Here is a 16,000-nt window from a genome sequence, read left to right as displayed (position 1 = left end):
GAATGTTCTACTGGTTGATCGAACTGTCCAACACCGTTCCGGGGTTTGGGGCATTCCGCAGCGGCCTGAACGTGTTCCGCTACATTACCTTCCGCACCGGCGGCGCGATGGTGACCGGCGCACTGTTCGTGTTTCTGTTCGGGCCCTGGATCATCGATCATCTGCGGCTGCGGCAGGGCAAGGGCCAGCCGATCCGCACCGACGGCCCGCAGTCGCATCTGATCTCCAAGAAGGGCACGCCCACCATGGGCGGGCTGATGATCCTGTCCGGGCTCGTGGTGTCGACGCTGCTCTGGGCCAATCCGCTCAATCCCTATGTCTGGATCGTGCTGGCGGTGACGCTCGGCTTCGGCTTCGTCGGCTTCTACGACGATTACTTGAAGGTCACAAAGCAGTCACACAGCGGCTTCGCCGGCAAGCTCAGGCTGCTGATCGAGGCGGTGATCGGGCTCGCCGCCACCTATGCACTGGTCCGGCTCGGGCGCGACGTGTCCTCGACCTCGCTCGCGATTCCCTTCTTCAAGGACATCGTGATCAACTTCGGCTGGTTCTTCGTGATCTTCGGCGCCTTCGTGATGGTCGGCGCCGGCAATGCGGTGAACCTCACCGACGGCCTCGACGGTCTGGCGATTGTGCCTGTCATGATCGCGGCCGCGAGTTTCGGCATGATCTCCTATCTCACCGGCAACGCGGTGTTCTCGGATTATCTGCAGATCAATTACGTCGCCGGCACCGGCGAACTGGCGGTGCTATGCGGCGCGGTGCTAGGCGCAGGTCTCGGCTTCCTCTGGTTCAACGCGCCGCCGGCCTCGATCTTCATGGGCGACACCGGCTCGCTCGCGCTCGGCGGCATGCTCGGCGCGACCGCGGTCGCGGTGAAGCACGAGATCGTGCTCGCCGTGATCGGCGGCCTGTTCGTGCTGGAGGCGGTCTCGGTCATCGTCCAGGTCACCTCGTTCAAGCTCACCGGCAAGCGCGTGTTCCGGATGGCGCCGCTGCACCATCATTTCGAGCAGAAGGGCTGGACCGAGCCGCAGATCGTGATCCGGTTCTGGATCATCTCGGTGATGCTGGCGCTCGCCGGCCTCTCTACCCTCAAGCTGCGCTGAGCGCCGCCATGATCCCGGTCACTTCCTTCGCGGGCAAGACGGTCGCAGTGTTCGGGCTCGGCGGCTCCGGGCTTGCGAGCTGCCACGCGCTGAAGGCCGGCGGCGCGGAAGTGATCGCGGCCGACGACAATGCCGACAACGTCGTCAAGGCAGCGCAGGCCGGCTTCACCACCGCTGATCTGCGCACCGTGTCGTGGGCGAATTTCGCCGCGCTGATCCTGACCCCCGGCGCGCCGCTGACCCATCCGGCGCCGCACTGGAGCGTGCTGAAGGCGCGCGAGGCGGGCTGCGAGGTGATCGGCGACGTCGAACTGTTCTGCCGCGAGCGGCGCCGTCACGCGCCGAACGCGCCGTTCGTCGCCATCACCGGCACCAACGGCAAGTCGACCACCACGGCGCTGATCGCGCATCTGATGAAGGTCGCCGGCTACGGCACCCAGATGGGCGGCAATATCGGCACCGCGATCCTGTCGCTGGAGCCGCCGCGGATGGGCCGCGTCCACGTCATCGAGATGTCGTCCTATCAGATCGACCTCTCGCCCTCGCTCGCTCCCTCGGTCGGCATCCTGATCAACATCAGCGAGGATCACATCGATCGCCACGGCACGCTGGAGCATTACGCCGCGGTGAAGGAGCGGCTGGTCGCGGGCGTGCAGCAGGGCGGCACGGCGATCACAGGCGTCGACGACAGCTGGTGCCGCAACATCGCCGACCGGCTCGACCGCGCCGGCAAGCGCGTGGTGCGCATCTCCGTCAAGAACCCGCTGCCCGACGGCCTCTATGTCGAACACGAGACCATCGTGCGCGCGCAAGGCGCGGCGCGCAGCGAGATCGCACGCCTCGGCGGCATCGGCTCGCTGCGCGGCCTGCACAATGCGCAGAACGCCGCCTGCGCCTCGGCCTGCGCGCTGGCGATCGGCGTCGCGACCGACGTGCTGCAGAACGGGCTGCGCAGCTTCCCGGGCCTCGCGCACCGCATGGAGCAGGTCGGCCGCCGCGGCAACGTGCTGTTCGTCAACGACTCCAAGGGCACCAATGCGGACGCGGCCGCGCACGCGCTGTCGTCGTTCGCCGACATCTACTGGATCGCCGGCGGCAAGCCGAAGGCCGGCGGCATCACGGGCCTCACTGAATATTTCCCGCGCATCCGCAAGGCCTATCTGATCGGCGAGGCGGCGACGGAGTTTTCCGGCACGCTCGGCGAGCGCGTCCCGCACGACATGTCCGGCACGCTCGACGTCGCGATTGCAAGCGCCGCGCGCGATGCGGAAGCGTCGGGGCTCAGTGAAGCCGTGGTGCTGCTGTCGCCGGCCTGTGCCTCGTTCGACCAGTACCGCAATTTCGAAATCCGCGGCACCGCCTTCCGCGACATCGTTCAGGCGCTGCCCGGCGTCAAGCCGGTGGTGTGACGTTTCACCCGCTTTCGCGGCTGATGACACCGCGCTGTTTGGCGTCTTGAATCGAGACCCATCCTCATCGTCGTCCCGGCGCAGGCCGGGACCCATTACCCCGAATGTCAGTTGTTGCAGGACGCTGGGGCCGCGACCCCTCTCACAATCCAATGCGGTGGTTATGGGTCCTGGCTTTCGCCAGGACGACAGCTGGGCTTGGGGCGCCATTCACCTCCCTTAAAAGTTACCCAACCCGTTAACCCCTTGGAAACCATCCTGCGCCACGAATGGACGTTATCTCTGCCATCTGGGGACGCCCATGCTCGCCCGTGACCAACGCACCCCGTTCTCGGACTGGTGGTGGACCGTCGACAAGCTGCTGCTTGTGGCGATCGCCGCGTTGATGCTGGCCGGCGTCATCCTGTCGCTGGCGGCGAGCCCGCCGGTGGCGACCCGGATCGGGCTCGATCCGTTCCACTTCTTCAACCGCCACGTCATGTTCCTGGTGCCGTCGCTGATCGTGCTGATCGGGGTGTCGTTCATGACGCCGCGGCAGATCCGGCGCACCGCGCTGATCGTGTTCGCGGTCTCGATCGCGCTGATCGTGCTGACGCTCCTGGTCGGGCCCGAGGTCAAGGGCTCGCGGCGCTGGATCACGCTGCTCGGCGTCAACATCCAGGCCTCCGAAGCTGCAAAACCCGCCTTCGTCATCGTCGCGGCCTGGCTGTTTGCGGAATCGACCAAGCGGCCGGAGATGCCGGCGACCTCGATGGCGCTGGTGCTGCTGCTGACGCTGGTCACGCTGCTGGTGATGGAGCCCGACTTCGGTCAGACCATGCTGATCCTCACCGTCTGGGGCGCACTGTTCTTCATCGCGGGCATGCGGATGATCTGGGTGTTCGGGCTCGCCGGCGCGGCCGGCGCCGGCCTGTTCGGCGCCTATCTGCTGGTGCCGCACGTCGCCGGCCGCATCAAGCGCTTCATGAATCCCGCCTCGGGCGACACCTTCCAGGTCGACACCGCGATGGAAGCGTTCTGGAACGGCGGCTGGTTCGGCTTAGGGCCGGGCGAGGGCATCGCCAAGCGCAGCCTGCCGGACAGCCACACCGATTTCGTGTTCGCGGTCGCGGCGGAAGAATTCGGCATCATCCTCTGCCTGATGCTGGTCGCGCTGTTCGGCTTCATCGTGATCCGCACGCTGACCCGCGCCTATGCCACCGAGGATATGTTCTCGCGCTTTGCGGCGTCGGGACTTGCGATCCTGTTCGGCGTGCAGGCGACGATCAACATGGCGGTCAATCTGCAATTGATCCCGGCCAAGGGCATGACGCTGCCGTTCATCTCCTATGGCGGCTCGTCCTTCGTCTCGCTCGCCTATGGCGTCGGCATGATGCTGGCGCTGACGCGGCAGCGGCCGCGCACCGAGATCGAATCGATGGAGGGCGCGAGCTCCCAGCGCGCCTACGCGTAGGTGACCCTTGTCGTCATTGCGAGGAGCGAAGCGACGAAGCAATCCATCCATCCGCTTTGCGGCGCTATGGATTGCTTCGCTTCGCTCGCAATGACGATGTAAAAGGCGAACATGGACAACGCGCCCCTGATTCTGCTGGCGGCCGGTGGCACCGGCGGCCATCTGTTCCCGGCCGAAGCGCTCGCCGTGGAATTGATCAGGCGTGGCCTGCGCGTCCGGCTCGCCACCGACGGCCGCGCGCTGCGCTATTCCGGCCTGTTCGGCCGGGAAAGCATTGACCTCGTGCCGAGCGCGACGGTGCGCAGCCGCAATCCGATCTCGCTGGCGCAGACCGTGCTGATGCTCGGCTACGGCACGCTGGTTGCCGCCAACCTGGTGCGCCGGCTGAAGCCCGCGGCCGTCGTCGGCTTCGGCGGTTACCCGACCCTGCCGCCGCTGATGGCGGCACGGATGCTCGGCGTTCCCGGCATCATCCACGATGCCAACGCGGTGCTCGGCCGCGCCAACCGTTTCCTCTCCGGCCGCGTCAGTGCGATCGCGACCTCGCTGCCCGGCGTGCTCGATCGAGATCCCGCGCTCGCCGGCAAGGCAACCACAGTCGGCACGCCGATGCGCCCGGCGATCCTCGCGGCTGCTGCGGTGAAATACACGGCGCCCGAGGTCGACGGGCCCCTGCGCCTGCTCGTCGTCGGCGGCAGCCAGGGCGCGCGGGTGATGAGCGACATGGTGCCGCCGGCGGTCGAGAAACTCGATCCCGCGCTGTGGAGCCGGCTGATCATCACCCAGCAGGTGCGCGAAGAGGACATGAATCGGGTGCGCGAAGTTTACGACCGGCTCAAGGTCAATGCCGAGCTCGCGCCGTTCTTCCCGGATTTGCCGGCGCGGCTGGCGTCGAGCCAACTCGTGATCTCGCGCTCCGGTGCGGGCACAGTGGCCGAGCTCGCCGCGATCGGCCGGCCCTCGATCCTGGTGCCGCTGCCGGGCGCGATCGATCAGGATCAGTTCGCCAATGCCGGCGTGCTGTCGGAGGCGGGCGGCGCACTCCGCATCAAACAGGGCGACTTCACGCCCGAATGGCTGGCGGCCGAAATCTCGGCCTTCGCCGCGGAGCCCGCGAAATTGACCGCGATGGCGGAGGCCGCGCGCGGCGTCGGCCGGCTCGATGCCGCCGAGCGGCTCGCCGATCTGGTGGCGAAAGTGGCAGGAATTTAGGCCGCTTTCGAGGAATTTTCGGCCATGGGAGGCCATGGCCGGGCTTGTCCCGGCCATATCAGTCTTTCATAAGTCGGAGGATTGCCGGGTGAGCCGGACACGATGAAGGTGCTAGCAACATGAGACTGCCGCGCGAGATCGGACCCATTCACTTCGTCGGGATCGGCGGCATCGGCATGAGCGGCATCGCCGAGGTGCTGATCAATCTCGGCTACACCGTGCAGGGCTCCGACGCGTCTGACAATTACAACCTCGACCGGCTGCGCAAGAAGGGTGCCAAGGTCTCGGTCGGACACACCGCCGAGAATGTCGATGGCGCCGATGTCGTCGTGGTCTCGACTGCGATCAAGCGCGACAATCCCGAACTGATGGCGTCGCGCGCGCGGCGCATTCCGGTGGTGCGGCGCGCCGAGATGCTGGCGGAACTGATGCGGCTGAAGAGCTGCGTTGCGATCGCCGGCACCCATGGCAAGACCACCACGACCACGATGGTCGCGACCCTGCTCGACGCCGGCGGGCTCGATCCGACCGTCATCAACGGCGGCATCATCAATGCCTATGGCTCCAACGCGCGGCTTGGCGCCGGCGACTGGATGGTGGTCGAGGCCGACGAGAGCGACGGCACCTTCCTCAAGCTGCCGTCCGACGTCGTCATCGTCACCAACATCGACCCCGAGCATCTCGATCACTTCAAGACCTTCGAGGCGATCCAGGATGCATTCCGCAATTTCGTCGAGAACGTTCCATTCTACGGCTTTGCCGTGATGTGCACCGATCATCCTGTGGTGCAAACTCTTGTCGGAAAAATCGAGGATCGCCGCATCATCACCTACGGGCAGAACCCGCAGGCCGATGCGCAGCTCCTGGATCTGACGCCGATGGGCGGCGGCTCGAAATTCAAGGTCGCGATCCGCGATCGCAAGTCCGGCACGATCCATGAGATCGCCGATATCATGCTGCCGATGCCGGGGCGCCACAATGCGTCGAACGCGACGGCGGCGATCGCGGTCGCGCATGAGCTCGGCGTGTCCGACGACGTCATCCGGCAGGCCATGGCCGGCTTCGGCGGCGTCAAGCGGCGTTTTACGAAGACCGGCGAGACCAACGGCGTTACCGTGATCGACGATTACGGCCATCATCCGGTCGAGATCGCGGCGGTGCTGAAGGCGGCGCGGGAATCCACCAATGGCAAGATCGTCGCCGTGGTGCAGCCGCATCGCTTCACCCGGCTGCAATCGCTGTTCGAGGAGTTCTGCACCTGCTTCAACGACGCCGATGCGGTCGTGGTCGCCGAGGTCTATCCGGCCGGCGAGGCGCCGATCGCAGGCATCGACCGCGATCATTTCGCCGCCGGGCTTCGTGCGCACGGACATCGCAATGTTGTGCCGCTGCCGAATGCCGGCGAGCTCGCGACGATCGTGCACGGCCTCGCCAAATCCGGCGACCTCGTCGTCTGCCTCGGCGCCGGCAACATCACGCAATGGGCCTACGCGCTGCCCGGCGAATTGAAGGCGCTGGAGTGATGGTGTTGCTCGCTCGCGACGAACACCGCCCGTGCGGCTCACCCCTCTCCCTAACCCTCCCCCGCAAGGGGGGAGGGAACCCATCCGCCGGTGCCTTCCTGACTCCTTCAAGGGGGCAGAGCACAGTTGTGACTCGCGGTAAGGTGAGCACATTGGTCAGGCTCCCTCCCCCCTTGGGGGGAGGGTTGGGGAGGGCGATGGCCGAAAAAGCAATGCGACGTTCTCTCAATCAAGTTCGCCCATCGACTAGCGCATCATGACCTTTCCCGACGTCACGCCCGACCTGAAAGCCGCGATGCCGGAGCTGCGCGGGCGGCTGCTGGCCAACCAGTCGCTGGCGGAGCTGACCTGGTTTCGCGTGGGCGGTCCCGCGCAGGTGCTGTTCACGCCGGCCGATGAAGATGATCTCGCATACTTCCTGAAGCACCTGCCGCACGAACTGCCGGTCTATGTCGTCGGCGTCGGCTCCAATCTGATCGTGCGCGATGGCGGCATGCCGGGTGTCGTGATCCGGCTCGCGCCCCGTGCGTTCGGCGAGGCCAGTGCTGACGGCGATGTCGTCACTGCGGGTGCCGCGGCGCTCGACAAGCGCGTAGCAGAGACCGCGGCGGCGGCTGGTATTGGCGGCATGGAATTCTTGTTCGGCATTCCCGGCACGGTCGGCGGCGCGCTGCGCATGAATGCCGGCGCCAATGGCGGCGAGACCAAGGATGTGCTGGTGGAGGCCACCGGCATCGGTCGCGACGGAACGATGCATACGTTCGACAATGCCGACATGAAGTTCGTCTATCGCAACAGCGGCGTCGATCCGTCTGTTGTCTTCACCTCGGCGCGCTTCCGCGGCAGGATCACCGATCCTGAGGCGATCCGTGCCCGCATGACCGAGGTGCAGACCCATCGCGAGACCGCGCAGCCGATCCGCGAGAAGACCGGCGGCTCGACCTTCAAGAATCCGCCCGGCAACAGCGCCTGGAAGCTGATCGATGCCGCCGGCTGCCGCGGCCTCAAGGTCGGCGGCGCGCAGGTGTCGGAGATGCACTGCAATTTCCTGATCAACACCGGCAACGCCACCGGGCACGACATCGAGACCCTCGGCGAGACGGTGCGGGAGCGCGTGAAGCAGACCAGCGGAATCGAGCTGCACTGGGAAATCAAGCGGATCGGGGTCTCTTCATAGTCGTCATTCCGGGGCGCGCAGCGAACCCGGAATCCAGAGGTAATGAAACGAAATTCCCCGATGCGCAATTGCGCATCTGCGGTCTGGTCCTTCGGACCATCCCGGAATGACAGGATAGAGTAGAGCTGATGCAGGTAACCATTCTGTTCGGCGGCACCAACAAGGAGCGACTGGTCTCGGTGGCGAGCGCGCAGGCGCTGCACCGCGCGCTGCCTGAGGCCGATCTCTGGTTCTGGGACGTCGACGACACCGTGCATGCGGTGACGTCCGAAAAGCTGCTTGGCCACGAACGCCCGTTCGAGGTCGATTTCAAGCCCGACGGTCGCGGCATCGCGCTCGACCAGGCGCTCGACAAGGCAAGCGCCGAGCGGCGCGTGCTGGTGTTCGGTTTGCACGGCGGCCGTGCCGAGAATGGCGAATTGCAGGCGATGTGCGAGATGCGCGGCGTCGCGTTCACCGGCTCCGGCTCGGCGTCGTCGCATCTGGCGTTCGACAAGCCGTCGGCGAAACGCTTCGCTGCGATCGCAGGTCTCAATGCGCCGCAGGGCATCACCGTAGAGCAGATCGACGATGCCTTTGCGAAGTACGGCAAGCTGATCGCAAAGCCCGCCAAGGATGGATCGAGCTACGGGCTGATCTTCGTCAACGCCAGGCAGGATTTCGTCGCGGTCCGCAATGCGGCGAAGCACGAAGAGTATCTGATCGAGCCGTTCGTGTCGGGCGCGGAGGCGACCTGCGGCGTGCTCGAGCAGTCCGACGGCACGGTGTTCGCGCTGCCGCCGATCGAGATCGTGCCGGCGGAGGGGGGATTCGACTACACAGCCAAGTACCTTCTGAAGTCGACGCAGGAGATTTGTCCCGGCCGCTTCGCGCCCGAGGTCAGCGCCGCGATCATGGACCATGCGTTGCGCGCGCACCGCGCGCTGTCCTGCACCGGCTACTCGCGCAGCGATTTCATCGTCTCGGCCAATGGCCCGGTCTATCTCGAGACCAACACGCTGCCGGGGCTGACCGCGGCATCACTGTACCCTAAGGCCTTGAAAGCACAGGGCATCGCCTTTGCCGACTTCCTCAATGACCAGATCGAGCTCGCCCGCCGCCGCGTCAGGAGTTAAGGCCGATCGGGATGGAACCCGCCCGATTCGGCCGGATGGAACCCGGGCGCTGTTGCTAAAATGCTAACGGGTTCGCGGCAAAGTACTCATAGCGTTGATCAAAACACGCTCCAGGCCGAACTCATTTACTGTTTGTTTACCAGGAAGCCCGAAGGTTAACGCTGGCGGCGCATGTAGCGCTTGGCTGCCGGGGCGTGAGCTGTCGCGGATTTCCGCTTCGAGGATCGCAACCAGGGAACAGGGGGCCACTCTAATCCCAACCGGTCTAGCCGAGACGTGAGTTGTGCCGGGACCCGCGGGGTTTGCGGGCACAACATGTGACGAGCTCGTGCAATGGACGGTGCAGGACGCCTCACTCGATCGCTGCGATCGCTGGGGCCTCAAGCTGACCTGAGGGCAGCCGCTATTGGAGCGGCGGTGCTGCTGCGCGAGTATATCGGCGCCCATCTGGCGCGCCGCAGGCGGGCTCCCGCGAGGCGGCCGCAGGTGATCGATCGCGAGCCGCCGAACCGCTACGTCCTGCTGGTCGAACGCTATCTGCCGCGCCGTATCGGCCTGGTCGCGACGCTCGCGATCCTGTTCGGCAGCCTGGGCTTCGGCATCGTCCGGGGCGGCCATGTCGAGGAATTCACCACCGCGCTCAGCGACACCCGCAACGCGCTGGCCAATGCCGCGGGTTTCCGCATCACCACCGTCGGCATCAACGGCCGCAAGCAGCTGAGCCAGGACGAGGTGCTTGCGATCGGCGGCGTCAACGGCCGCTCCTCGCTGCTGTTCCTCGATGCCGATACCGTGCGCGCCAAGCTGAAGGCCAATCCCTGGATCGCCGACGCCACGATCCTCAAGCTCTATCCGGGCCGGCTGCAGATCGACATCGTCGAGCGCACCGCCTTCGCGCTGTGGCAGCAGAACGGTCGCCTGTCGGTGATCGCCTCCGACGGCGCGGTCCTCGAACCCTACGTCACGCGCCGCTTCCTTAACCTGCCGCTGGTGGTGGGGAAGGGCGCAGACACCCGCGCCCAGGACTTCCTGGCGCTGCTCGATCGCTACCCGCAGGTGCGCTCGGTGACCAAAGCCGCGATCTTCATCGGCGAGCGGCGCTGGAACCTGCGCCTGAAGGACGGTCTCGACATCCGCCTGCCCGAGAACGACGTCGGCAACGCGCTTGCTGCGCTGTCCAAGCTCGACAAGGACGAGAAGCTGTTCACGCGCGACATTGTCGCCGTCGACATGCGCCTGCCCGATCGCCTGATCGTGCAATTGTCCGAGGAAGCCGGCAAGGCGCGCGACGAACTGTTCAAGGACAAGAAGTCCAAGAAGAAGCCGGGTGACTCCGCATGACCGGCCTCGATCGCAATTTGACCCCGAAGACCCGTCCGATGCAGAAGCGCACCGCGATGGTGGCTTCGCTCGACGTCGGCTCCAGCAAGATCGCCTGCATGATCGCGCGGCTCAGGCCGTCGCCGCCTAACGAGGCGCTGCGCGGCCGCACCCACGCGGTCGAGTTGATCGGCTACAGCCAGATCCAGTCGCGCGGCGTCAAGGCCGGCTCGGTCGTCGATCTCGCCGAATGCGAGAAGGCGGTGCGCCATGCCGTGGCACTGGCCGAGCGCATGGCCAAGGTCCGTGTCGAATCCGTGCTGCTGTCGGTCTCCGGCGGCAGGCAGCATGGCCAACTGGTCGAAGCCGCAGCCGATATCCGCGGCGGCTCGGTGACCTCTGATGATATCAGCCGGATCACCTCGGCCGGCATGCGCCACGCCGCAGGCGCCGGCCGCACCGTGCTGCACGCGCTGCCGGTCGGCTACGCGCTCGACGGCGTCAAGGGCATCCGCGATCCCAAAGGCATGGTGGCGCGTCAGTTCGGCGTCGACATGAACGTCGTGACGTCGGATGCGACCGTCGCCAAGAACCTGATGCTGGTGGTCGAGCGCTGCCATCTCAACGTCGAAGCCATGGCGTCGAGCCCCTATGTCGCGGGCCTGTCGGTCCTGACCGACGACGAGGCGGATCTGGGCGCTGCCGTCGTCGAGATGGGCGCGGGCTCGACGACGATCGCAACTTACTCCGGCGGGCGTCTCGTGCACGCATCCGGATTTGCGCTCGGCGGGCTACACATCACGATGGATCTCGCGCGCGGCATCGGCGCGTGCATTGCGGATGCCGAGCGAATCAAGACTTTATACGGCACAGTGCTGACCGGCGGCTCGGACTCGCGCGAGCTGATGTCCGTTCCCAATGCAGGCGATGATCGGGACACACCGCAGATCGTGTCCCGCGCCACGATCGCGAACATTGTCCGGCATCGCGCCGAGGAGATTTTCGAAATGATCCGTGACCGGCTCGCGGATTCCCCCTTTGCGGCAGAGCCGAGGGCGCGCGTCGTGCTGAGCGGCGGCGCGTCGCAGCTCACCGGCACCGTCGAGCTCGCCACCCGCATCCTGAACCGTCAGGTCCGCATCGGCCGTCCGCTCGGCTTCGGGCGGCTGCCGAACGAGGCGAAGGGCGCCTCGTTCTCGGTGCCGACGGGCCTGCTGGTCTATCCGCAATACGCTCACCTTGAACATGTCGAACCGCGGCGCACGCGGCAGCTCAGGACAGGGACAGACGGTTACTTCGGAAAGGTCGGACGATGGCTTCGCGAGGGCTTCTGATGACCGCACCCCGGCTCATTGCATTTTCACCAGCTCCCGCGGCCAGCGGCGGGGACGAACCAACGCGCGCATAATCGAGAGAGGCAACCATGGCACTCAATCTGACCCCCCCTGACATCAGCGAGCTGAAACCGCGGATCACCGTCTTCGGCGTCGGCGGCGCGGGTGGTAATGCCGTCAACAACATGATCACCGCCGGGTTGCAGGGCGTCGACTTCGTCGTCGCCAACACCGACGCGCAGGCGCTGACCATGTCGAAGGCGCAGCGCATCATTCAGATGGGCACCCAGGTCACCCAGGGCCTCGGCGCCGGTTCGCAGCCCGATGTCGGTGCCGCGGCCGCGCAGGAGGTGATGGACGAGCTGCGCGATCATCTTACCGGCGCCAACATGGTGTTCGTCACCGCCGGCATGGGTGGCGGCACTGGCACGGGCGCTGCGCCCGTGATCGCCAAGGCCGCCCGCGAGATGGGAATCCTCACCGTCGGCGTGGTGACGAAGCCGTTCCACTTCGAAGGCCAGCGCCGCATGCGCACTGCCGAGCACGGCATTTCCGAGCTCCACAAGGTGGTCGACACGCTGCTGATCATCCCGAACCAGAACCTGTTCCGGGTCGCCAACGAGAAGACCACCTTCGCCGACGCGTTCGCGATGGCCGACCAGGTGCTGTATTCGGGCGTCGCCTGCATCACCGACCTGATGGTCAAGGAAGGCCTGATCAACCTCGACTTCGCCGACGTCCGCGCCGTGATGCGCGAGATGGGCAAGGCGATGATGGGCACCGGCGAGGCCACCGGCGAGAAGCGCGCGCTGACCGCCGCCGAAGCTGCGATCGCCAACCCGCTGATCGACGACTCGTCGATGAAGGGCGCCCGCGGCCTGTTGATCTCGATCACGGGCGGCAAGGACCTCACTCTGTTCGAGGTCGACGAAGCCGCGACCCGTATCCGCGAGGAAGTCGATGCCGACGCCAACATCATCGTCGGCGCCACCTTCGACGAATCGCTCGACGGCGTCATTCGCGTCTCGGTGGTCGCGACCGGTATCGAGCAGGCCGCGATCGCGTCCCGCGCCCAGGCTCCCGCGCAGCAGTCCGGCGGTTCGCCGGAGAGCCGGCTGGCCGATCTGACCGCCCGCCTGCGTGCCGACAATCAGCGCATGGCCGAGCGCGCCCAGAAGGTGGAACCGCCAACCGGCGTGACCGTCGCTCCGATCGCGCCGCAGGCCGCCGCGCCCCAGGGGCGCCCGGCCGTCGAGCGCGCGGCGCTGGCGGCGATCGCCGCCGCGGTTGCCCCGGACAGCGCACCGGTTGCCCAGGCGCCGATGCAGCCAGCCTCCTACGGCGATGTCACCGTGCGCCCGATCGCCCAGAAGCCTTCGCTGTTCCCGGACCACGAGGCGGCCAAGGCCGAGCATCACGAGCCGATGCCGCCCGAGACCTTCATTCCGCAGGCGGCCGAGCGGTCGCCGGTCCGTGCCCCGCGGATGCCGAAGTTCGAGGATTTGCCGATGCCGGCGCAGGCCGAAATTCGCCAGGCCAGCGGTGACGGCGAGGTGGAACATCCACAGAAGACCCGGCTGTCGCTGCTGCAGCGGCTGGCCAATGTCGGCCTCGGCCGCCGCGACGAAGAGACCGAGCCGCCGATCGCGGCCCGTTCCTCCGGTCCGGCGATGCCGACGATGCCGCCGCTGCCCGAACGCAAGCCGGCCCGCAGCGTCGCCCAGCAGATCTCGGCGAACGAATCGCCGGTATCGGAATATGCGAAGCGCCCGGCACCGCAGGGATTGGATGCCCATGGCCGCCAAGCGCCTGTTGCCCCGGCGCCACAGGGCGACGACCATCTTGATATCCCGGCCTTCCTGAGGCGGCAGGCCAACTGAAGTTTGTTACAACATTGGCGACGATGAAGGCCCCGGCGGGGAACCGCTGGGGCCTTTTCCTATTGCCGGGATGGCGGTTGCGCTCAGCAAACAAGCGACTGATTTTAAATGATTAATTATTCTTTCGGTGGTCAGATGGCCACCGGCCGAGGGCCGTTTTCGATGCCGCAATTTGGTTAACCTTGGGCGTGAATGCGGCGGAGATGGGGTAACAATCGGTAAAGAAGCGTGAGTTGGCGCGGTTTAGGAAATCACTATGGTCTGCCGTGACTTGGGGAGCTCAAGCGAGTCGGCCTTGGGGAAATTTGGCCTCTCGAATTGAGCGAAGTCGGGTAGTGGGCATTATCGAATGAAGTTCAGCCGTCAAACAACGCTTCGGTCGCAAGCCACCGTGACTGGCGTAGGCGTTCATTCCGGTCTTCCTGTCAGTCTCACGCTGGGACCTGCACCTGTTGATGCAGGTTATATTTTTGTCCGCACCGGTCTCGACGGTGCCGATCGCGAAGTTACCGCCACCGCCGATGCTGTGATCGCAACGGAATTTGCGACGGTGCTGGGTGACCGCGAGGGGCCGCTGGTTTCGACCGCGGAGCATGTTCTCGCCGCGCTGCGCGGCATGGGCGTCGACAACGCCACCATCGAAATCGACGGAGCGGAAGTTCCGATCATGGACGGCAGCGCTGCGGCGTTCGTTGCGGCCATCGATCAGGCCGGCATCGTGACCCAGCCCGGCGTTCGCCGCTTCATCCAGGTGCTGAAGCCGGTGCAGGTCAAGATCGGCGATGCGATGGGCGAGTTGCGTCCGTTCGCCGGCGGGTTCCGCGCCGAAGTCGAAATCGATTTCACCAACAAGGTGATCGGTCACCAGACTTTCTCCTTCGACCTGTCGCCGGAAGGCTTCCGCCGCGACGTCGCGCGCGCCCGTACGTTCGGCTGCATGAATGACGTGGCGCGGCTGTGGGGCGCGGGCTTCGCGCTCGGCGCCTCCTTTGACAACACCGTGGTGTTCGACGAGGCCCGCCTGCTCAATGCCGAGGGCCTGCGCTACGCCAATGAGTGCGCCCGCCACAAGGTGCTCGACGTGATCGGCGATCTCGCGCTGGCCGGCCTGCCGCTGCTCGGCAGCTACCGTTCGGTGCGGGGCGGTCACAAGCTCAACAACGCGGTGCTGAAGGCGCTGCTGGCCGACCGCAGCGCCTGGCGGGTGGTCGAATCGGAAACCGCTCGGCGGCCGGTCCGCGGCCATGTCGAAGCCGGTGCGGGCACGGTGGGTGGTCTGGTCGCCCCGGCCTACGGCCCGGACGTGTCCTGATCGCCGCAGGCGGTCGGGCCCGATTTCCGTAATAACCACAGCAGGCTGTGCGCAACGTCGGGTCGCCTTATTCCGGGCGGATTGGCTCCGTATTCGGTTGGTCCACGGTCATTTTTCGGTTAAACAAGCCTGCGGTTGCGAGTGAGGCAGCCAATGGCACGGGAATTATTGCATCCATGGCTGCGGTTCATGGGTGGAGTGGGGTCGCCGTTAACCGCATCAAAGGCGTCAGGTTTTACAATTCATGTCGGCAATGCGTATGGCGCTCAAACCACGCGAATCTTCTGACGTCTCCGGCCTGACCAAGGCCGCGCGCACGCTGCGCTTTGCGGCGGGCCTGATCGTGCTGGCGATGCCGCTCAGCGGCTGCGGCACCGGCGCGCTGTGGGACAAGTTCATGGCCAAGGACGATACGTTCGTCGATGAGCCCGCGGACAAGCTCTACAATGAGGGCTTGTACATGATGAACGAGAAGAAGGACCTGAAGGCCGCTTCGAAGAAGTTCGAGGAAGTCGACCGTCAGCACCCGTATTCGGATTGGGCGCGCAAGTCGCTTCTGATGTCGGCCTATTCGTACTACCAGGCGGGCGACTACGACAGCTGCATCGGCTCCGCCACCCGCTACGTCACGCTGCATCCCGGCAGCCCGGACGCGTCCTACGCCCAGTATCTGATCGCGGCATCGCATTTCGACCAGATCCCGGACATCTCGCGCGACCAGAGCCGCACCGAGAAGGCGATCGCGGCGCTCGAAGAGGTGGTGCGCAAATATCCGACCTCGGAATACGCCACCCAGGCCAAATCCAAGATCCAGGCCGCGCGCGACCAGCTCGCCGGCAAGGAAATGGCGGTCGGGCGCTATTATGTCGAGAAGCGCGACTACACCGCCGCGATCAACCGCTTCAAGACCGTGGTGACGCAGTACCAGACCACGCGCCACGTCGAAGAGGCGCTCTACCGGCTCACCGAGGCCTATATGGCGATCGGCATCGTCGGCGAGGCGCAGACCGCGGCCGCGGTGCTCGGCCACAATTTTCCAGACAGCCGCTGGTACAAGGACGCGTATAATCTAGTAAAGTCCGGCGGTCTCGAGCCGAGCGAGAATCAGGGATCCTGGATCAGCAGGACCTTCAAGAAGATAGGTCTCGGCTAGGAA

12 protein-coding genes and 1 pseudogene are annotated in these 16,000 nt (G+C 65.8%); all 13 read left to right on the top strand.

The features are described from left to right. Positions 1-2: 2 nt before the first annotated feature. The 13 genes and pseudogenes from mraY (at position 3) to ACVILL_RS02040 (ending at position 15,997) form a co-directional block, all read left to right on the top strand. On the top strand, positions 3-1,109 hold the full coding sequence (gene mraY, locus ACVILL_RS02100; RefSeq protein WP_456727622.1) for a phospho-N-acetylmuramoyl-pentapeptide-transferase: 1,107 nt from the start codon (positions 3-5) through the stop codon (positions 1,107-1,109). An 8-nt stretch (positions 1,110-1,117) separates the two neighbouring features. After that, positions 1,118-2,518, top strand: coding sequence for a UDP-N-acetylmuramoyl-L-alanine--D-glutamate ligase (gene murD, locus ACVILL_RS02095; protein ID WP_456727621.1), 1,401 nt, complete (start codon positions 1,118-1,120; stop codon positions 2,516-2,518). 301 nt (positions 2,519-2,819) lie between these two features. Next, a complete protein-coding gene (gene ftsW / locus ACVILL_RS02090; RefSeq protein WP_456727620.1) occupies positions 2,820-3,971 on the top strand; it encodes a putative lipid II flippase FtsW in 1,152 nt (383 codons plus the stop codon). A 111-nt stretch (positions 3,972-4,082) separates the two neighbouring features. Continuing rightward, positions 4,083-5,183 carry an undecaprenyldiphospho-muramoylpentapeptide beta-N-acetylglucosaminyltransferase gene (murG, locus tag ACVILL_RS02085; RefSeq protein WP_456727619.1) on the top strand — a complete coding sequence of 367 codons (1,101 nt, stop codon included), beginning with the start codon at positions 4,083-4,085 and terminating at the stop codon, positions 5,181-5,183. 119 nt (positions 5,184-5,302) lie between these two features. Then, on the top strand, positions 5,303-6,706 hold the full coding sequence (murC, locus tag ACVILL_RS02080; protein ID WP_456727618.1) for a UDP-N-acetylmuramate--L-alanine ligase: 1,404 nt from the start codon (positions 5,303-5,305) through the stop codon (positions 6,704-6,706). A 256-nt stretch (positions 6,707-6,962) separates the two neighbouring features. Continuing rightward, complete coding sequence (gene murB / locus ACVILL_RS02075) at positions 6,963-7,883, top strand: UDP-N-acetylmuramate dehydrogenase (protein ID WP_456727617.1); 921 nt, start codon at positions 6,963-6,965, stop codon at positions 7,881-7,883. 128 nt (positions 7,884-8,011) lie between these two features. After that, positions 8,012-8,998 (top strand): D-alanine--D-alanine ligase family protein, encoded by a 987-nt coding sequence (locus tag ACVILL_RS02070; protein WP_456727616.1) that lies wholly within the window; start codon positions 8,012-8,014, stop codon positions 8,996-8,998. Between the two features lie 98 nt (positions 8,999-9,096). After that, positions 9,097-9,392, top strand: a pseudogene (locus tag ACVILL_RS02065) (D-alanine--D-alanine ligase); the annotation flags it as partial. Then, positions 9,332-10,339 carry a cell division protein FtsQ/DivIB gene (locus tag ACVILL_RS02060; RefSeq protein WP_456727615.1) on the top strand — a complete coding sequence of 336 codons (1,008 nt, stop codon included), beginning with the start codon at positions 9,332-9,334 and terminating at the stop codon, positions 10,337-10,339. The pseudogene ACVILL_RS02065 and the gene ACVILL_RS02060, both read left to right, overlap by 61 nt. Then, a complete protein-coding gene (gene ftsA / locus ACVILL_RS02055; RefSeq protein ID WP_456727614.1) occupies positions 10,336-11,652 on the top strand; it encodes a cell division protein FtsA in 1,317 nt (438 codons plus the stop codon). The genes ACVILL_RS02060 and ftsA overlap by 4 nt, the downstream gene beginning before the upstream one ends. A gap of 89 nt (positions 11,653-11,741) precedes the next feature. Then, a complete protein-coding gene (gene ftsZ / locus ACVILL_RS02050; protein WP_456727613.1) occupies positions 11,742-13,532 on the top strand; it encodes a cell division protein FtsZ in 1,791 nt (596 codons plus the stop codon). A gap of 349 nt (positions 13,533-13,881) precedes the next feature. Further along, positions 13,882-14,844 carry a UDP-3-O-acyl-N-acetylglucosamine deacetylase gene (gene lpxC / locus ACVILL_RS02045; protein WP_456727612.1) on the top strand — a complete coding sequence of 321 codons (963 nt, stop codon included), beginning with the start codon at positions 13,882-13,884 and terminating at the stop codon, positions 14,842-14,844. A 244-nt stretch (positions 14,845-15,088) separates the two neighbouring features. After that, positions 15,089-15,997 carry an outer membrane protein assembly factor BamD gene (locus tag ACVILL_RS02040; protein ID WP_456727611.1) on the top strand — a complete coding sequence of 303 codons (909 nt, stop codon included), beginning with the start codon at positions 15,089-15,091 and terminating at the stop codon, positions 15,995-15,997. Positions 15,998-16,000 lie beyond the last annotated feature (3 nt).

It is taken from the genome of Bradyrhizobium sp. USDA 3364 (genome assembly GCF_054056355.1).
This window is presented reverse-complemented; position numbering and strand designations above follow the sequence as displayed.